Annotated in this window: 17 protein-coding genes; 5 read left to right on the forward strand and 12 right to left on the reverse strand. The window is 60.3% G+C overall.

Annotation, left to right across the window (positions count from 1 at the left end; all coding sequences use genetic code 11):
* Positions 1–20 precede the first annotated feature (20 nt).
* The 3 genes from BLU48_RS25750 to BLU48_RS25760 all read left to right on the forward strand — a co-directional run bounded on the left by BLU48_RS25750 (position 21) and on the right by BLU48_RS25760 (position 2096).
* Positions 21–1124, forward strand: a complete 1104-nt coding sequence (locus tag BLU48_RS25750; RefSeq protein WP_057022917.1) for a PepSY-associated TM helix domain-containing protein — start codon at positions 21–23, stop codon at positions 1122–1124.
* A complete protein-coding gene (locus tag BLU48_RS25755; protein ID WP_057022916.1) occupies positions 1121–1303 on the forward strand; it encodes a hypothetical protein in 183 nt (60 codons plus the stop codon). The genes BLU48_RS25750 and BLU48_RS25755 overlap by 4 nt, the downstream gene beginning before the upstream one ends.
* Before the next feature lie 163 nt (positions 1304–1466).
* A complete protein-coding gene (locus BLU48_RS25760; protein WP_057022915.1) occupies positions 1467–2096 on the forward strand; it encodes a glutathione S-transferase in 630 nt (209 codons plus the stop codon).
* Positions 2097–2270: 174 nt separating this feature from the next.
* Here BLU48_RS25760 and creD read toward each other — a convergent pair whose 3' ends face one another.
* Genes creD through rloA2 form a run of 4 tightly spaced genes read right to left on the reverse strand, consistent with a single transcriptional unit; the run spans position 2271 to position 6289 of the window.
* Positions 2271–3620 carry a cell envelope integrity protein CreD gene (gene creD, locus BLU48_RS25765; RefSeq protein ID WP_057022914.1) on the reverse strand — a complete coding sequence of 450 codons (1350 nt, stop codon included), beginning with the start codon at positions 3618–3620 and terminating at the stop codon, positions 2271–2273.
* Between the two features lie 52 nt (positions 3621–3672).
* Positions 3673–5112, reverse strand: coding sequence for a two-component system sensor histidine kinase CreC (gene creC / locus BLU48_RS25770; protein WP_057022913.1), 1440 nt, complete (start codon positions 5110–5112; stop codon positions 3673–3675).
* Positions 5112–5780 (reverse strand): two-component system response regulator CreB, encoded by a 669-nt coding sequence (creB, locus tag BLU48_RS25775; RefSeq protein WP_046069836.1) that lies wholly within the window; start codon positions 5778–5780, stop codon positions 5112–5114. The genes creC and creB overlap by 1 nt, the downstream gene beginning before the upstream one ends.
* Before the next feature lie 8 nt (positions 5781–5788).
* Positions 5789–6289, reverse strand: coding sequence for a retropepsin-like aspartic peptidase RloA2 (gene rloA2, locus BLU48_RS25780; protein ID WP_057022912.1), 501 nt, complete (start codon positions 6287–6289; stop codon positions 5789–5791).
* 173 nt (positions 6290–6462) lie between these two features.
* On the opposite strand from rloA2, the gene BLU48_RS25785 reads away from it, so the two are divergent.
* The gene (locus tag BLU48_RS25785) at positions 6463–7341 is read left to right on the forward strand and encodes an acyltransferase (RefSeq protein ID WP_057022911.1); all 879 of its coding nucleotides are present in this window, start codon (positions 6463–6465) and stop codon (positions 7339–7341) included.
* Positions 7342–7395: 54 nt separating this feature from the next.
* Here the strand turns inward: BLU48_RS25785 and BLU48_RS25790 are convergent, their stop codons facing one another.
* The gene (locus BLU48_RS25790; protein ID WP_083348207.1) at positions 7396–8373 is read right to left on the reverse strand and encodes a hypothetical protein; all 978 of its coding nucleotides are present in this window, start codon (positions 8371–8373) and stop codon (positions 7396–7398) included.
* A gap of 185 nt (positions 8374–8558) precedes the next feature.
* Positions 8559–9131 carry a DUF2780 domain-containing protein gene (locus BLU48_RS25795; RefSeq protein ID WP_057022909.1) on the reverse strand — a complete coding sequence of 191 codons (573 nt, stop codon included), beginning with the start codon at positions 9129–9131 and terminating at the stop codon, positions 8559–8561.
* Between the two features lie 136 nt (positions 9132–9267).
* On the opposite strand from BLU48_RS25795, the gene BLU48_RS25800 reads away from it, so the two are divergent.
* Positions 9268–9726 carry an anti-sigma factor domain-containing protein gene (locus BLU48_RS25800; RefSeq protein WP_057022908.1) on the forward strand — a complete coding sequence of 153 codons (459 nt, stop codon included), beginning with the start codon at positions 9268–9270 and terminating at the stop codon, positions 9724–9726.
* Positions 9727–9836: 110 nt separating this feature from the next.
* On the opposite strand, the gene fdhA is transcribed toward BLU48_RS25800, so the two are convergent.
* The 6 genes from fdhA to BLU48_RS25830 form a co-directional block, all read right to left on the reverse strand.
* Complete coding sequence (fdhA, locus tag BLU48_RS25805) at positions 9837–11036, reverse strand: formaldehyde dehydrogenase, glutathione-independent (protein ID WP_005792122.1); 1200 nt, start codon at positions 11034–11036, stop codon at positions 9837–9839.
* Between the two features lie 184 nt (positions 11037–11220).
* Complete coding sequence (gene purU, locus BLU48_RS25810) at positions 11221–12078, reverse strand: formyltetrahydrofolate deformylase (protein WP_005792124.1); 858 nt, start codon at positions 12076–12078, stop codon at positions 11221–11223.
* Between the two features lie 10 nt (positions 12079–12088).
* Positions 12089–12721, reverse strand: coding sequence for a sarcosine oxidase subunit gamma (locus BLU48_RS25815; RefSeq protein WP_057022907.1), 633 nt, complete (start codon positions 12719–12721; stop codon positions 12089–12091).
* Between the two features lie 124 nt (positions 12722–12845).
* Positions 12846–15863: a sarcosine oxidase subunit alpha gene (locus BLU48_RS25820; protein WP_057022906.1), complete on the reverse strand. Its 3018-nt coding sequence runs from the start codon at positions 15861–15863 to the stop codon at positions 12846–12848.
* Positions 15860–16162, reverse strand: a complete 303-nt coding sequence (locus tag BLU48_RS25825; protein ID WP_027605979.1) for a sarcosine oxidase subunit delta — start codon at positions 16160–16162, stop codon at positions 15860–15862. The genes BLU48_RS25820 and BLU48_RS25825 overlap by 4 nt, the downstream gene beginning before the upstream one ends.
* 15 nt (positions 16163–16177) lie before the next feature.
* Positions 16178–17428, reverse strand: coding sequence for a sarcosine oxidase subunit beta (locus tag BLU48_RS25830; protein ID WP_010207084.1), 1251 nt, complete (start codon positions 17426–17428; stop codon positions 16178–16180).
* Positions 17429–17445 lie beyond the last annotated feature (17 nt).

Genomic DNA, 17445 nt, shown 5'->3' on the forward strand with positions numbered 1-17445 from the left:
GTGTGTCTGAAGGCTAGAAAATGAAAAGCAAAACCATCCGCCGCTGGTCCTTCATCCACACCTGGACCAGCCTGATCTGCACCGTATTCCTGCTGCTGCTCGCCCTCACTGGCCTGCCGCTGGTGTTCCACCATGAGATCGACCATCTGCTGGGCAACGAGCCCGAGTTGGCGCAGATGCCCGCCGATACTCCCCGGCTCAACCTTGAGCAGCTTGTGGCCAAGGCCCAGGCTCATCGTCCCGGCGAGGCCATGCAGTACCTGGCCTGGGACGAAGACGACAAGAATGGCGTGATCGCGATCATGGCGGCCACGGCAGGCACCGAGCCGAATTCGTCCCATACCTTCATGCTCGATGCCCGAACCGGCGAAACGGTCGAAATGCCCTCGGCCAATGGCGGCCTTACCCTGTTCCTGCTGCGCCTGCATGTGGATATGTTCGCCGGCCTGCCGGGCAAGTTGCTGCTGGCATTCATGGGTATTCTGTTTGTGCTGGCGATTATTTCGGGCACGGTGTTGTACCTGCCGTTCATGCGCCGCTTGAAATTCGCCACCGTGCGCCAGGACAAGTCCACCCGCCTGCGCTGGCTCGACCTGCACAACCTGATCGGCGTAGTCACCCTGACCTGGGCGCTGGTCGTGGGCGTGACCGGCGTGATCAGTGCCTGCGCCGACCTGCTCATCGCCGCCTGGCGTCAGGACAGCCTCAGCGCCATGGTCGAACCCTACAAGAACGCCGCGCCGCTGACCCATCGCGCACCGGCCACCGAACTGCTGAGCATTGCTGCCAGAGCCGCGCCCGGTATGGAACCGGACTTTATCGCCTTCCCCGGCACGCGTTTTTCCAGTGAACACCACTACGCCGTGTTCATGAAGGGCAGCACCCACCTGACTTCCCATCTGCTCACGCCAGTGCTGATAGACGCCAGCACCCTGGCCGTTACCGCCATCGCCGAACGACCGTGGTACATGGACGCCATGGGTTTGTCCCAACCGTTGCACTTCGGTGATTACGGCGGCATGCCGATGAAGATCCTGTGGGCGGTGCTGGATGTGCTGACCATCGTAGTACTGGTAAGCGGGATTTACCTGTGGATCGTGCGGCGCAAGGCGGCCAAGGTATGAAGCCGCGGCAGTCGAATTTCTGGAAGGTGTTTGGCCTACCAATGGGGATTGGCCTGCTCAGTGCCGCAGGGTTGTTTGCGGCGCTGCTGGGGGATGGGGTGTGGGATTCGTTGAGTTGGGTGGGGTTAGGCATACCTGCTGCCATTGGTACCTTGGCGTTGTGCAAGCGGCGCGGCTGAGGGCCTCATCGGGGGCAAGCCCCCTCCCACATTTGACTTGTGAACGCCGTCCACTGTGGGAGGGGGCTTGCCCCCGATGAGGCCCTCAGGATCACTAAAAATCCCCCTCGCCAGCCACTGCGCAAGCATCTACGCTAGCCACAGTCCATTTCGAGGAATGCCCATGTCCGCCCCCAGCATGACCTTGTTCCACAACCCCGCTTCACCCTTCGTACGCAAAGTCCGCGTGCTGCTGATCGAGACCGGCCAGCAGGACCGCGTGGCCCTGCACGCTTGCCTGCCGACCCCGGTCAACCCGGATGCCCAAGTGGTGCAAGGCAACCCCGTGGGCAAGATCCCGGCCCTGCGCCTGGCAGACGGTTCGGTGCTGCACGACAGCCGGGTGATCCTCGATTACTTCGATCACCAGCACGTCGGCAACCCGCTGATCCCCCGCGATGGTTCGGCCCGCTGGCGGCGCCTGACCCTGGCCTCGATGGCCGACGGCATCATGGACGCCGCCGTGCTGGTGCGTTACGAGACCGCCATGCGTCCGGTGGAAAAACACTGGGACCAATGGCTGAATGAACAGCGCAACAAGATCCGTCGTGCCCTTGCCGAGCTGGAACAGGACGCGATTGCCGAACTGGCCAGCCACTTCGACATCGCCGCCATCAGCGTGGCCTGTGCCCTGGGTTACCTGGACTTCCGCCACCCGGACCTGCAATGGCGCACGGATAACCCCAAGCTCGCCGCCTGGTACGCCGAGGTCAGCCAGCGGCCTTCGATGCTGCAGACCCAGCCGCCCATCTAAACCTTACCGCCGTCCAATGTGGGAGGGGGCTTGCCCCCGACTGCGGCGTGTCATTGGGCACATCTGTTTCTGAACCACCGCTATCGGGGGCAAGCCCCCTCCCACATTGGACGGCGGTGTGATTGAGGAAGTTGACCATCCTCACCTTCATTTGCTGATCTTCGCGTAACCCAATCATTGCTCCTCCTCCACCTTGCGCTTGCCCACCCCATACCAATCCAGCTTGCGCGTCAGCACCATCACCGTGCCCAGCAGGCCAAACAGCAACAGCGAGCCCATCAGCAGCGCGTAATCCTCGGCACTCAGCAGCCCGTAAAGCAAGCCATACAATGCCGCCAGCCCAGCCGAGAACCCCAAGCCATGAGTGACGCTGCGCAGCACATGGCACACGTAGAAACCGATCAGCAATACGCAGGCGCTGGCGGATATCAGGTACGCCAGGGCAAAGCCCACATGCTCGGACAACGACAACAGCAGCAGATAGAAGAACGCCAGTGCGACGCCCACCAACGCATACTGGACCGGGTGCACCGCCAGGCTCTTGAGCACTTCGAACAGGAAAAAGCCGGCAAAGGTCAGGGCGATAAACAGCAGCGCATACTTGATCGCACGGTCGCTCTTGAGGTACTGGTCCACCGGGTCGATGAAGTTCACGCCAAAGCTGCGGTTGGTGAAGTCTTCACAGCCTTGCCCGTCCAGGCAGCTTTGCAGGGCCTGCTCCAGGTTGGTGGAGAAGAATGAGGTCTGCCAACCAGCGGTAAAGCCTTTGTCGGTGACGTCACGTTGAGCTGGCAGGAAGTTGCCGATAAAACTCGGGTGCGGCCAATTGGACGCCAGCGAAACTTGGCTGGCCTTGCCCACCGGCACCACTTGCAGTTGTTCGGTGCCTTGCAGGCGCAGGTCGAAGGCGAACTCCAGTACCGCAGGTTGCTTACCGTCCTGCTCCGGCAACGTCACATGCACGCCCTCGCCCAGCCAGTCCACTTGGGAGCCCGGCGAAAATTCCAGGCGTTGGTCACCCAGTTCCAGCTTCAGGGCGTTTTCAATCCCGCGAATATCGCTGATACCCACCGCCAGGAACGCCGGTTCAAAACGGTAATCGGCAAAGTTTTCCGTGATGCCCAACTGCGCAGGCAACTCGAAACGCCCGCTGATACGGTTGTCGGCGTGAAACAGCCGCGCCTGGTAGATGCCTCGTGAACGCAGTTCGGTTTGCACTTTGCCGTCAAGTTCAAAGCGGTCCGGCAGGAAATACAGACGACCGCGCTCTTCACGGGTTTCTTCATAGCGTTTGTTGAGCTTTTCATTGAGCTTCCATTCGCGCACGGTCTTGCGATACGGCACCACCATGACCGGCCCGGCCAGGCGCTGGGCGTAGCTGGAACTGCGGGCAATGTCCATCAAGACGCCGTCGCGCAGTTGCTGGCGGTCGCTGATGATGCCGCTGATCATCAGTAGTGGAATCAACAACAGCAGGATCAGTAGCGCAATCGCGCCAAGTTTGAAAAGCAGGCTGCGGTTCATGAATCTCTCCCTGTTTGAATGGGAGAGAGTCTGGGGAATACGTGTGGGGGATTTATGTGGGTAATGTGGAGACTGTGTGGAGATGCAGCACCGCTTGCACACCGCCAGGCACATTGCCGATCTGCAACGAGCCGCCGTGCAGCTTCATGACTTCCTCGACAAAGTTGAGGCCCAGCCCAGTGCTTTTGCGCCCGCTGGCCGGACGTGGCAACGAGTAGAAGCGCTCGCTCAAACGCGGCAAGGCGTAGTCGGGAATGGCATCGGCCTGGTTGAACAGGCTGACTTGCACATCGTTATGCCGCACCTGCGCACTGAACCGCAGCGCACCACCGGGCGGGGTGAAATCCAGGGCGTTGTCCAGCAGATTGCCCAGGGCCTGACGCAGCAGGAAGGGTTCGCCAAACACCTTCACGTCGGCGGCAATCGCCTGCTCGACGTGCAAGCCGGCGCCTTCGATCCGCGCACACTGAGCCTTGAGTACGTCCTCGACCAAGGCCGCCAGCGGGATGCTCGACTGTTCTTCCAGCCCCTGGCGTTGCTCCACCTGGGCCAGGTTGAGCAAGCGCTCGATCAACTGCTGCAGGCGCGCACTCTCGCTATCGATGTTGCCGACAAAACGCTGCTGCTGTTCACGGCTCATATCGCCCTGCAACAGCTCCGCCGCGCCGCGAATCGCCGCCAACGGGCTTTTCAGTTCATGGGTCAGGGTGTGCACGTAACGCTCGACGTAAGCCTTTCCCTCCAACTGCGTGCGCATGTGCTCCACGGCGGTGGACAACTGCTTCAACTCGCCGCCCCGATAATGGGGCAACTCGGCGCGCCGCCCTTCGCTGACCGCCTCGGCGTAAGCCGTCAACCGCCGCAGCGCCACGCTCAACCACCATGACAACACAGCCCCCAGCAGCAAGCCGAGCACCACCAGCCCGGCGCCGTACCACAGCAGGCGGCGCTCGGTGCGGTCCACATAGGGTTGCAATGAGCTGTTGGGCTTGGCCACGGTGACCACGCCGATAATCTGGCCGTTATCGCGAATCGGCGCGCCCACGTGCATCACCGATGAGGCTGGATCCTCCACAGTGCTGCGGGTGGAGCGCGCACCGTATTCGCCGCGCAGGGTCAGGTACACGTCGTTCCATTTCGAATAGTCCTGGCCCACCGCTTCGCCCGTGGAGTCGAGCAGCACCGTGCCCTTGGCATCGGTGACGTAGATGCGGTGGTTGACCTGGTTTTTCGGTAGACCCCAGATCGTCGCTCCCGGCTGGCGACTGCCATAGGCCTTGAGCAGCGCCGGCCAATGACTCTGGCCGAGAGTGCCGTTCTTCACATCTTCGCGCAGGATTTCAGCCAGCAGGTTGGCGGTGTCCACCAGGGTTTCTTCGGTGGACTGGCGCACGCCGGGGCGGATTTCCTTCATCACCGTATTGAGCACAAAGTAACCAGTCAGCCCGATAAACAGCGCATACACCAGGAAGATCCGCAGCCCCAGGCGCATCAGCCGTTGCTCGGGCTGTAACTGTAGCCGAGGCCGCGGTGAGTCTGGATCGGCTCGGCGTCCGCCGCCACGCTACGCAGTTTGCTGCGCAGGCTTTTGATATGGCTGTCGATATTGCGCTCGTAACCCGCATCGGCCGGCACACCCACAGCGTCCAGCAATTGTTCGCGACTGAACACGCGCTCGGGTTGTTCCAGCAGGCTTTGCAGCAGGCGGAATTCATGGCGTGTGAGGCTCAAGGGGTGCCCGCGATAGTTGATCTGCATGCGCTCCAGGTCGACCTGGAACAGCGTCGGCGCCACGCCAGGGCCGACCCGCTTGAGGATCGCCCGGACCCGCGCCGCCACTTCCCGTGGGCTGAAGGGCTTGACCACATAATCGTCGGCACCGATTTCCAGCCCTACCACACGATCGATCTCGGCATCCCGCGCACTGAGGAACATCACCGGCACTTCACTGAAACGACGCAGTTGCTTGCAGGTTTCAAAGCCGGTGATGTCCGGCAGGCCGATGTCGAGGATGATCAGGTCGGCCGGGCTCTGGCGCTGATGCTCCAGCGCAGCCTGGCCAAGGGTCAGCCAGGTGGTGGTGAAGCCCTCGCCTTGCAAGGCAAAGATCAGCGTGTCGGCTATTGCCGCTTCGTCTTCGACAATCAGAATGTGCGGCATGGGTTCAATCAGCAGTCCGGTTTGTCGGCAGTGTAACGACGTGCCGGGTTCACCGCCGCGCCAAATTCACGCAGGGCCTTGGCGCCGATCAGCAGCGGGTAATTGAAGCTGCTGCGGTCGGTGAGGTTGACCTCGACGGTGCGCTTGACGTTGCCCAGGCACATTTCCAGATCGACTACCGGGCGCTTGGCCACGGCAGGTTCGTCCTTGTCATCGTCTTCGTCGGCACGGCTCTTGATCTTGCTGATGCGCGACACCTTATGCTCGTAGACCTTGTTGCCGGCGTCCTTGCCGCCGAGGCGGAAGCGTACCCAATCATCGCCATCGCGGGTGAAGGTCTCGATGTCCCGGGCCGACAATGAGGCGGTCAGCGCACCGGTGTCCATCTTGGCCTTGAAGGTTTCGCCGATCTCCGGCAACTGAATGTATTCGTAGCGACCATAGAGGATCGGTTCAGCGGCCATGACAGGCAGGGCCACTAGAGCTAGGGAGGCAAATAACAGTTTCACGAAGTGAGTTCCTCGGAAAGAAGTAGGCGGATTCTAGACCGCAAACGCGGCACTTAGTTAGTGACTGCCACCCTACACGGCACATTGTGAAACATTCGTCCGCTGATTTGCGATTTGGCCTCTAGACTGACCTTGCTTATCATGACCCACCCACAAGATTCCAAGAGTTATTTATGCGCCGCCTGCTCACCGGCTGTTTTGTCACACTGCTGCTATTGCTCAACACCCTGGTGCTGTTCGGGCCGCTGATGGTGTTTGCCCTGCTCAAGCTGGTGGCCCCGGGTCGCTTTCGCGACTACATGTCCTGGGCGGTGATGTGGATCGCCGAGACCTGGGCCGAGATCGACAAGCTGATCTTTTCGCTGTGCATCCCGACCCAATGGGACATCCGTGGTGGCGACGAACTGCGCAGTGATACCTCCTACCTCGTCATCAGCAACCACCAGTCCTGGGTCGATATTCCGGCGTTGATCCAGGCACTGAACCGGCGCACGCCGTTCTTCAAGTTCTTCCTGAAAAAAGAGCTGATCTGGGTGCCCTTCCTCGGCCTGGCCTGGTGGGCGCTGGACTACCCGTTCATGAAGCGCTACACCAAGGCGTTCCTGGCCAAGCACCCGGAACTGGCGGGGCAGGACTTGAAGATCACCAAAGAGGCCTGCGAGCTGTTCAAGCGCCAGCCGGTGACGGTGGTCAATTACCTGGAAGGTACGCGCTTCAACGCGACCAAGCACAAACAGCAGAATTCACCTTTTACACGCCTGCTCAAACCCAAGGCGGGCGGCGTGGCATTTGTACTGGCGGCGATGGGCGAACAGCTGGATGCGGTACTTGATGTGACCGTGGTCTATCCACAGCAAAAGATTCCAGGGTTCTGGGACTTGATCAGCGGCGCGGTGCCGAAGGTGATCATTGATATCCGCACTCGCGATTTGGACCCGGCGTTATGGCAGGGGGACTATGAGAATGATCCGGCGTTTCGCCAGACTGTCCAGAACTGGGTGAACCAGCTCTGGATGGAGAAAGACCAACGCCTTCAAGAGTTCTTCAAATGAATGCGTCATGATCAATCATCTGCCCCTGAAGCCTCAGCGTATTGAAACCGAAGCTCAGGACTGAGAACGGATACTGTTGAGCAGCGCTGCTTTTAGTTTTTCAGAGTCATTGGCTATAGCGCCAGTGAGCCCCTGCAAAGTCGAACTCAAAGTTGCAACGGCCTGTTGGATATCTGTTCCAGTTGCATTCGCATCCAGGAGTTTCTTGAGAGACAAAATCACATTGTCAGCTTTAGCGTCCAATAAGATCTCTTCGGGTTGGCCGTCTGCCCCTTTCACAAAAAACTTGTCGCCAACAGATGGCTCTCTACCGGCCGGCATTTCTCTCGCCGGGGTGATCTCTTTGGGCTCGCCGTTTTCCCCTTTTACAAAAAACTTGTCGCCAATAGATGGCTCTCTACCGGCCGGCATTTCTTTCGCCAGGGGGACCTCTTTGGGCTCGCCGTTTTCCCCTTTCACAAAAAACTTGTCGCCAACAGATGGCTCTCTACCGGCAGGCATTTCTTTCGCCAGGGGGATCTCTTTGGGCTCGCCGTTTTCCCCTTTCACAAAAAACTTGTCGCCAACAGATGGCTCTCTACCGGCCGGCATTTCTTTCGCCATGGGGACCTCTTTGGGCTCGCCGTTTTCCCCTTTCACAAAAAACTTGTCGCCAACAGATGGCTCTCTACCGGCCGGCATTTCTTTCGCCATGGGGACCTCTTTGGGCTCGCCGTTTTCCCCTTTCACAAAAAACTTGTCGCCAATAGATGGCTCTCTACCGGCGGGCATCTCGGTTGCAATGGAGGGCCCTGCGGTAAACATCTCTAACTTTTGCAGCCCTGTGAGCAGGTTATCAACCGCCCGATGAGGATTCGGCCCGTCAGTCACAGCCTTAAGGTCATTACGCAAGTCCTGCAGCAAGCTCGCCGGAGCCCCGAAGAATCGCATTACATCTGCTTCAACCTGCCCCGGTCTGTTGCTCTGCACTTGATTGTTGAGTTGGCTGTAAGCATTCTGCAGTGCTGACTGCAGCGGATTAACAGTAGTCATGTGATCACCACCAAGTTAGTTAATTGATCTTTGCAGATCACCTATCGCAACACTGCGAAAGCGACTTCTCAGTGGTAAGCCCACGTCCTACCGTTCCCTACAGCTCAATGTTTTTTTCACGTGTGAACTAGATCATTGACGTCAATAAAAATGACTGGTACCTGTACGAAATCTACTTTAAACCCCTAACTACCCGTACCCCACGCTTGGGCCAGCTTGCTCAACACTGAATTGCTGGCGCCCTGGCCACCCAAGTATTGCAGGATCACCGGCGCAAACTGGCTGACCATCCCACTGTCCATACCCAGCGCACTGAACGCCGTATTCAGGTCGTTGGTGTTCTTCACGTTACCCAGCAAACCATCAAGGCCGCTGGTCTTGCTGCCACCGGTCTGGCCGAGCATGCCGCTCAATGCGCCGAGGCTACCCAATGCGTTGTTCCCAGAGAGCTGGTCGAGGCCGGGCACGCTGTTGCCTAGCTGCGAAAAGTCGTTGCCGCTCAGTTTGTTCTTGGCCAGGCCCAGCATGGCGCCCGTACCGCCGACTGCCTGTTCGGGTGTGATATTGAGTTGCGAGGTCAATGCGCTGAGCAAACCGGCCGTCTCGGACGACGGTGCAGCGGCTGCGGCCTTGTTATTGCCCCCTTGCATGCCAGAAATGGCATTGGCGGCGTCACCAAGGTTGAAACCCGCCGCAAACAGCGGGCCAGATGCCAGGGTCATCAGGCAGGAAAGGGCGAAACCGCGTGAAATCTTCATCAAGACAACCTCTGAATGTAGGAGCAAAAGCAGGCGTTGGACTGGGTATCTCGTCGGTTGTTCCAAGGCCACTCTGGAACCCATCGGGGATAAGGGGGTCCATGCACTGACTACAAAATTTGTCAGGAAGAGACTTATGACTGCGATCCAACCCCAAGTGATTGAGCAAAAGCCTCCATTCTGGAGCCGCCCACGCCTGTTCATCGGCGCCTGTGTGGTGGTGGTTGCCGGTATCGGCGGCGCTCTCTACACCCAGGACAGCGTCAAATCTGCGGCGACGTTGGTGACCACTACCCAACAGCCGGCTGCCCAGATCATGGCTCACAAGGATTACCTGGAAGTGCAGCCGATTGCCTCCACGGCGCCAGCACCGGACCAGAGCCTGGAGCTGTGGGCCATTCCTGAAGGCGGCACGCCTATTTCGCTAGGACTGCTGCCGGAAGATGGCAAGGGCATCATTGGCCTTAACCCGCGCCAGCAGGAATCGATCAGCAAGCCGGTAGAGTTGATGGTGAGTGCGGAGACCAAGGGTGGCTCGGTGAGCAAACAGCCGACAGGCCCGACTGTCTACCAAGGCGCGCTGGCCACACGCTGATCCCCTAAACACCATAAAGCCCCCTCCCACATTTGATCTTCAGTGCAGGCTTAAGCGGCAGACGCAAAAAGGGCGACACACGGGTCGCCCTTTTTCATTTGCCCAACGCTTTACGCCGCACTGAACAACTTATGCGGATCAATCACAAACTTCTTCGGCACACCCGCATCGAACTCGCCATACCCACGTGGCGCATCGTCCAGACTGATCACCTGTACGCCAACGATCTCGGCAATGTTGATCCGGTCCCACATGATCGCCTGCATCAGCTGGCGGTTGTACTTCATCACCGGCGTCTGCCCCGTGTGGAAGCTGTGGGATTTGGCCCAGCCCAGGCCAAAGCGAATGCTCAGGCTGCCCATTTTCGCAGCGGCATCCACAGCACCCGGGTCCTCGGTCACATACAGGCCGGGAATACCGATTTTGCCTGCCACACGTACCACGCCCATCAGTGAGTTGAGCACGGTGGCCGGAGCTTCGGCCTTGACGCCGTCGTGACCATGGCCGCGGGCCTCAAAGCCCACGCAGTCGACAGCGCAGTCCACTTCCGGCTCGCCCAGCAGTGCGGCGATTTGTTCGTGCAACGGTGTATCGGTGGACAGGTCGACAATCTCGAAGCCCTGGGCCTTGGCGTGTGCCAAGCGGATCGAGTTGACGTCGCCAATGATCACCACCGCCGCGCCGAGCAGGCGAGCAGAGGCGGCAGCCGCCAGGCCGACCGGGCCGGCACCGGCAATGTATACGGTGCTGCCTGGGCCAACGCCGGCAGTGACGGCGCCGTGATAACCGGTGGGCAAAATGTCAGAGAGGCAGGTCAGGTCACGGATTTTCTCCATGGCCTTGTCGCGGTCGGGCAGTTTGAGCAGGTTGAAGTCGGCATACGGCACCAGCACGTATTCGGCCTGGCCGCCCGTCCAGTCGCCCATGTCTACATAGCCGTAGGCGCCACCGGCACGGGCCGGGTTGACGGTCAGGCATACGCCGGTGTGCTGTTCCTTGCAGGAGCGGCAGCGGCCACACGCCACGTTGAACGGTACGGAAACCAGGTCGCCGATCTTCAGGTTCTCGACGTCGCTGCCCTTCTCGATCACTTCGCCAGTGATCTCGTGCCCGAGTACAAGGCCGGTCTGGGCAGTGGTGCGGCCGCGCACCATGTGTTGGTCAGAGCCGCAGATGTTGGTGGAAACCACGCGCAGGATGACGCCGTGCTCAATCTTCCTGCCACGGGGGTCCTGCATTTTGGGATAGTCGATTTTCTGTACTTCGACCTTGCCGTTGCCGAGATACACGACACCACGATTACCAGACATGCTTTCACCTCGCTGTTGTTTTTGTGGAACTGCGTTGCCGCTTGGGTGGGCAGCGCGTTTAAGTGCTCGGGTACAGATGCTGTTTTTGCGTTGTTTGTAAGGGCATTATCGGGGGCAAGCCCCCTCCCACATTTGAAGGTATTCACAATCAAGGTGGGAGGGGGCTTGCCCCCGATGGCGTCCGTCAGAGCACCACCGTCCGATTGGCATTCAAAAACACCCGCCGCTCAATGTGATACCCCACTGCCCGGGCCAAGGTCAGCCCTTCTATATCCCGCCCCTTGGCAATCAAGTCCTCGGGGTAGTGGCTATGGTCCACCACTTCCACCCCCTGGGCGATGATCGGGCCTTCATCCAAATCGTTATTGATGTAATGCGCCGTCGCGCCCACCAGTTTCACACCCTTGTTGTACGCCTGGTGATAGGGCTTGGCGCCCTTGAAACCCGGCAGCAACGAGTGATGGATATTGATGGCCTTGCCATCCAGCTTGCGGCACAGTTCCGGCGACAGCACCTGCATGTAACGCGCAAGGATGACCAGCTCGGCGCCGGTGTCTTCCACCACCTGCCACACCTGACGCTCCTGGGATGGTTTGTCGTTGGGGTCCAGCGGAAAATGGTAGTAGGGAATCTGGTGCCAGTCGGCCAGCGGCTTGAGATCGGGATGGTTGGACACTACCGCGACCACGTCCATCGACAGTTGCCCGATGCGCTGGCGATAGAGCAGGTCATTGAGGCAGTGATCGGCCTTGGAGACCATGATCACCACTTTCGGCCGGTAGTTCGGCGCGGTCAGCTCGAAGATCATGCCGAAGGCTTCACCGCGTGTCGCCAGGCCGTCGCGAAACGCCTGCTCGTCGAAACCGTCCGGTTGGCGGAATTCGACGCGAATAAAAAACCGGCCCGAGAGGCGATCATCGAACGAATGGTGTTCAGTGACGTAGCAACCCTGCTCGAACAGGTAGCGGGTGACCGCGTCCACCGTGCCGAGCACGCTGGGGCAGTCGGCGGTCAAAATCCATGTATCGGGTGCGCGGCTCATAGGTCTTTCCTCAGGCTTGAACGCTCAGGCCGAACTCGGCCGAGGCATCCTGCAACCACAACCACCAGTAATCCGAGAAGCTGCGACGAATCACCAGCTCCCAAGTGTCTTCAGCGGTATGGCGGATCACCAGTTGCGACTTGGCGAACACCGTGCCCACCGCTTTGCCCACCGGGAAGTTGTTGGGGTGTACGTCGTAGCTGGTGGACTTCATCAGCACGTCGCGCACGTTAGGGCCGCTGAGCTCAAGGAGCTGCTGGCCGCCGCTGACATTGACAACCTGGATATGCAGGTCACCCAGGGCGGCACGCAGGTTTTGTTCGGCGGCGAACTCTTCACCGCCTGGCACGATCAGCAACCACTCATCCGGACCGAGCCATTGCAGACTGGTTTGGCCGTTGACGATCACGCTCAAGGCGCCGGGCAGCTCGATGCCGACGGCCTGGTGCACACCGGCGGCAAACGCTGGGTCATGGGCGTCGCCACGCAGGGTCAGGTGGCCGAGGAGTTTCTTTTCGCGCACGGTCACGCCGGCGTTCTTGCGACCCTTGCCGACCAGGCTGGCGAGGTCGGCATGGTGCAGCGACGACTCGGCCTTGGCACCGGTGGTGGGGCGTTGTTGGTAAACGTTGGCTGCTGTCATATAGCACCTTTCCTGAATTCTGTTGTGAGGCTGATGGCCTCATCGGGGGCAAGCCCCCTCCCACAGGGGAACGCATTTCAACATGTGGGAGGGGGCTTGCCCCCGATGGCTGCGACGCGGTCTATCAGATGTTCTGGCGATCACCTTTCGGATCGAAGAACACCGAAGGCACAATTTCCGCCTCGATCACGCTGCCATCGGCCTGCGGTGAGAACACCCGCTCGCCGATGCGCTTCAAGCCGCCCTTCACCACACCCATGGCGAACGAATAACCCAGGGAGTTGTGCGCATAGCTTGAAGTGACATGACCGACCATCTTCATCGGGATCGTCTGCTTCGGATCGAACACCAGCTGCGCGCCTTCCGGCAGCCACACGTTCGGATCAATCGGCTTCAAGCCCACCAGTTGCTTGCGCTCTTCACGCACGCAGTCTTCGCGGTTCATGCCACGCCAGCCGATCCACGAGAACGGTTTGGTACGGCCCACGCACCAGCCCATGTTCAGGTCGTCCGGGGTCATCGAGCCGTCGGTGTCCTGCCCAACGATGATGAAGCCCTTCTCGGCACGCAACACGTGCATGGTCTCGGTGCCGTACGGGGTCAAGTTGTATTTCTTGCCCGCCTCGACGATCTGTTCCAGCACGCCCATGGCGTAGTCGGCCTGCACGTTGATTTCGTACGACAGCTCACCGGTAAAGGAGATACGGAATACCCGCGCCGGTACGCCGCCGACCAGGCCTTCCTTCCAGGTCATGAACGGGAAGCCGTCCTTGTCCAGGTCGATGTCGGTCACTTCACTCAGCAGCTTGCGGCTGTTGGGACCGGACAGGGTCATGGTCGCCCAGTGGTCGGTGACCGAGGTGAAGTACACCTTGAGGTCCGGCCATTCGGTCTGTTGGTAGATTTCCAGCCACTGGAGAACGCGCGCCGCGCCGCCGGTGGTGGTGGTCATCAGGAAGTGGTTGTCGGCCAGGCAGGCAGTGACGCCGTCGTCGAAGACCATGCCGTCTTCCTTGCACATCAGGCCATAGCGCGCCTTGCCCACGTCGAGCTTGGTCCAGGCATTGCTGTAGATGCGATTGAGGAACTCGCGCGCGTCCGGGCCCTGGATATCGATCTTGCCGAGGGTGGAGGCATCCAGCAGGCCGACGCTGTCGCGCACCGCCAGGCATTCGCGTTTAACGGCGGCATGCAGGTCTTCACCGTTGCGCGGGAAATACCAAGGGCGTTTCCACTGGCCGACGTCTTCAAATTCAGCGCCATTCTTCACGTGCCAGGCGTGCAAGGCGGTGTAGCGCACCGGTTCGAAGATGTGCCCACAGTGACGTCCCGCTATCGCACCGAAGGTCACTGGCGTGTAGTTGGGGCGGAACATAGTGGTGCCCATCTGCGGGATGGTCACGTTCAGCGAGCGCGCCGCGATAGCCAGGCCGTTGACGTTACCGAGCTTGCCCTGGTCGGTGCCGAAGCCCAGTGCGGTGTAGCGCTTGACGTGTTCCACCGACTCGAAACCTTCGCGAGTGGCCAGTTCGATGGCAGCAGCGGTGACGTCATTTTGCAGGTCGACAAATTGCTTTGGCGCCCGTGCGGTAGCTTTCTCGTGGGGCACCTGGAACAGCGCAAGGGTCGGTTCTTCCAGACGGCTCAAGGCCTTTGGCAGCGTACCTTCCACCGGCGCAAAACCGGCTTCGCTGGCGGCGCGCACGCCGCCTTCAAAACCATCGGCCAGGGAATCGCCAAGCCCATAGACGCCGTTGATGCCGCCGACGCATACGCGTTTCTGTGGTGCTTCACCCGGGACGAAACCGAGGATGTCTTCGCGCCAGGTCGGCTTGCCACCCAAGTGCGAGGCCAAGTGAACCACCGGGCTGTAGCCGCCGGAACTGGCCACCAGGTCGCAGTCCAGCCATTCGCCTGGGCTGGTGACTTTATGCGCTTTGACATCGATGGCGGCGACGCGCACACCGGTCACATGCTTGCTGCCACGGGCTTCGATCACGGCGCTGCCGGTGAGGATGCGAATGCCTTTGGCACGGGCCTCTTCAACCAGGGCGCCGCGGGGGTTGTGGCGTGCATCGGCCACGGCGACGACTTGCAGACCGGCATCGAACCAGTCCAGTGCTACGCGGTAGGCGTGGTCGTTGTTGGTCGACAGCACCAGCTTTTTACCCGGTGCCACGCCGTAGCGACGCACGTAGGTAGAAACCGCACCGGCGAGCATATTGCCCGGCACGTCGTTATTGCCGTACACCAATGGACGCTCGCACGCACCCGTCGCCAGTACCACGCGCTTGGCACGTACGCGGTGGATACGCTGGCGTACCACACCAATCGGCGCACGGTCGCCGAGATGATCGGTAAGGCGCTCGTGGATAGTCAGGAAGTTATGGTCGTGGTAACCGTTGACGGTGGCGCGGGGCAGCAGCACCACGTCCGGCAGGGCTTTGAGTTCAGCGATCACGCTGGCAACCCATTCGGTGGCCGGCTTGCCGTCGAGGCTTTCGCGGGAGTCGAGCAAAGACCCGCCGAACTCTTCCTGCTCATCGGCAATGATCACCCGCGCACCACTGCGGGCGGCGGCCAGTGCAGCGGCGAGGCCAGCAGGGCCTGCGCCGACGATCAGCACGTCGCAGTGACGGTTGAAGTTGTCGTAGGTGTCCGGATCATTCTCGGTCGGCGAGCGGCCAAGACCGGCGGCTTTACGGATGTACTTCTCGTAGGTCATCCAGAACGACTGCGGGTACATGAAGGTTTTGTAATAGAAACCCGGCGGCATCAGCTTGCCGCCGACCTTGCCGAGAATCCCCATCATGTCGTTGTTGACGCTCGGCCAGCCGTTGGTGCTGGTGGCGACCAAACCCTGGTAAAGCGCCTGCTGGGTAGCACGCACGTTGGGAATCTGGGTGGCTTCGGTGGCGCCGATCTGCAGCACTGCGTTCGGCTCTTCGGCGCCAGCGGCGAAGATGCCCCGTGGGCGCGAATACTTGAAGCTGCGACCGATGATGTCGACGCCGTTGGCCAGCAACGCGGCGGCCAGGGTATCGCCTTCAAAGCCTTTGTAAGTCTGGCCGTTGAAACTGAAAGTCAGGACTTTATTGCGGTCGATCCGGCCACCGTTGGACAGGCGATTGATCTGGCTCATACCTTCTCTCCAGAAGCCTTGGCGGTGAACTGGGGTTTTTCGCCAATCTTGTAGGTTTCAAGAATTTCGTAGGTGACGGTGTCGCGGGTGGCGTTGAAGTACTGGCGGCAACCGGCGGCATGGATCCACAGCTCGTGGTGCAGGCCACGGGGGTTGTCGCGGAAGAACATGTAGTCGCCCCACTCTTCATCGGTGCAGGCATTCGGGTCCAGCGGGCGCGGGATATGCGCTTGGCCGGACGCATGAAATTCCTCTTCGGAGCGCAGTTCGCCACAGTGAGGACAGAAGATATGCAACATAGGGAATTTCTCCTGTTAGTGGGCGACGGCCGCAGCGCCGTGTTCGTCGATCAGCGCACCGTTGTGGAAACGGTCGATGGAAAAGGGGGCGGCCAGCGGGTGCATTTCACCCTTGGCCAGGCTTGCGGCAAATACGTTGCCTGAACCCGGGGTGGCCTTGAAGCCACCGGTGCCCCAGCCGCAGTTGAAGAACATGTTCGGTACCGGGGTCTTGGAGATGATCGGGCAGGCGTCCGGCGTGGTGTCGACGATGCCGCCCCACTGGCGGTTCATGCGCACTCGCGACAGCACCGGGAACATCTCGACGATGGCCTGAATGGTGTGCTCGATCACCGGGTACGAGCCGCGCTGGCCGTAGCCGTTGTAGCCGTCGATACCGGCGCCGATCACCAGGTCGCCCTTGTCGGACTGACTGATGTAACCGTGCACGGCGTTGGACATGATCACGCTATCGATAATCGGCTTGATCGGCTCCGACACCAAGGCTTGCAACGGATGTGATTCGATCGGCAGGCGGAAGCCGGCAAGCGAGGCCATGTGCCCTGAGTTACCGGCGGTGACCACACCGACGCGTTTGGCGCCGATAAAACCCTTGTTGGTTTCCACACCGATGCACACACCGTTTTCCTTGCGGAAACCAATCACTTCGGTCTGCTGGATCAAGTCCACGCCCAGGGCATCGGCGGCACGGGCGAAGCCCCAGGCCACGGCATCGTGACGGGCCACGCCGCCGCGCCGTTGCACGGTGGCGCCCAGGACGGGATAGCGGGTGTTTTTCGAGCAGTCCAGATACGGAATCTCATCCGCCACCTGCTTGGCATTCAGCAGCTCGCCGTCCACGCCGTTGAGGCGGTTGGCGCTGACGCGACGCTCGGAATCACGGATGTCTTGCAGGGTATGGCACAGGTTGTAGACGCCGCGCTGGGAGAACATCACGTTGTAGTTCAGGTCCTGCGACAAGCCTTCCCAGAGCTTCATCGCATGTTCGTACAGGTGCGCCGACTCGTCCCACAGGTAGTTGGAACGCACGATGGTGGTGTTGCGCGCGGTGTTACCGCCGCCCAGCCAGCCTTTCTCGACCACGGCCACGTTGGTGATGCCGTGCTCCTTGGCCAGGTAGTAGGCGGTCGCCAGACCATGCCCGCCGCCGCCGACGATGACCACGTCGTAGACCTTTTTAGGCGTCGGCGTGCGCCACATTTTCTGCCAGTTTTCGTGATGGCTGAGGGAGTGCTTGAAGAGGCCGAAGCCTGAGTAGCGTTGCATAGTCATTACTCCAAAAC

This window comes from Pseudomonas synxantha, from assembly GCF_900105675.1.
Classification (GTDB): Bacteria; Pseudomonadota; Gammaproteobacteria; order Pseudomonadales; family Pseudomonadaceae; genus Aquipseudomonas; species Aquipseudomonas synxantha.

Coding starts and splice junctions, on each gene's coding strand:
- creC (WP_057022913.1), bottom strand. CDS start 5,112: ATGCGCCTGGGGCTGCGGATCTTCCTGGTGTATGCGCTGTTTATCGGG.
- BLU48_RS25800 (WP_057022908.1), top strand. CDS start 9,268: ATGACTGCGATCCAACCCCAAGTGATTGAGCAAAAGCCTCCATTCTGG.
- purU (WP_005792124.1), bottom strand. CDS start 12,078: ATGAGCCGCGCACCCGATACATGGATTTTGACCGCCGACTGCCCCAGC.
- BLU48_RS25795 (WP_057022909.1), bottom strand. CDS start 9,131: ATGAAGATTTCACGCGGTTTCGCCCTTTCCTGCCTGATGACCCTGGCA.
- BLU48_RS25815 (WP_057022907.1), bottom strand. CDS start 12,721: ATGACAGCAGCCAACGTTTACCAACAACGCCCCACCACCGGTGCCAAG.
- creD (WP_057022914.1), bottom strand. CDS start 3,620: ATGAACCGCAGCCTGCTTTTCAAACTTGGCGCGATTGCGCTACTGATC.
- BLU48_RS25790 (WP_083348207.1), bottom strand. CDS start 8,373: ATGACTACTGTTAATCCGCTGCAGTCAGCACTGCAGAATGCTTACAGC.
- BLU48_RS25820 (WP_057022906.1), bottom strand. CDS start 15,863: ATGAGCCAGATCAATCGCCTGTCCAACGGTGGCCGGATCGACCGCAAT.
- BLU48_RS25830 (WP_010207084.1), bottom strand. CDS start 17,428: ATGCAACGCTACTCAGGCTTCGGCCTCTTCAAGCACTCCCTCAGCCAT.
- creB (WP_046069836.1), bottom strand. CDS start 5,780: ATGCCGCACATTCTGATTGTCGAAGACGAAGCGGCAATAGCCGACACG.
- fdhA (WP_005792122.1), bottom strand. CDS start 11,036: ATGTCTGGTAATCGTGGTGTCGTGTATCTCGGCAACGGCAAGGTCGAA.
- BLU48_RS25750 (WP_057022917.1), top strand. CDS start 21: ATGAAAAGCAAAACCATCCGCCGCTGGTCCTTCATCCACACCTGGACC.
- BLU48_RS25825 (WP_027605979.1), bottom strand. CDS start 16,162: ATGTTGCATATCTTCTGTCCTCACTGTGGCGAACTGCGCTCCGAAGAG.
- BLU48_RS25760 (WP_057022915.1), top strand. CDS start 1,467: ATGTCCGCCCCCAGCATGACCTTGTTCCACAACCCCGCTTCACCCTTC.
- BLU48_RS25785 (WP_057022911.1), top strand. CDS start 6,463: ATGCGCCGCCTGCTCACCGGCTGTTTTGTCACACTGCTGCTATTGCTC.
- BLU48_RS25755 (WP_057022916.1), top strand. CDS start 1,121: ATGAAGCCGCGGCAGTCGAATTTCTGGAAGGTGTTTGGCCTACCAATG.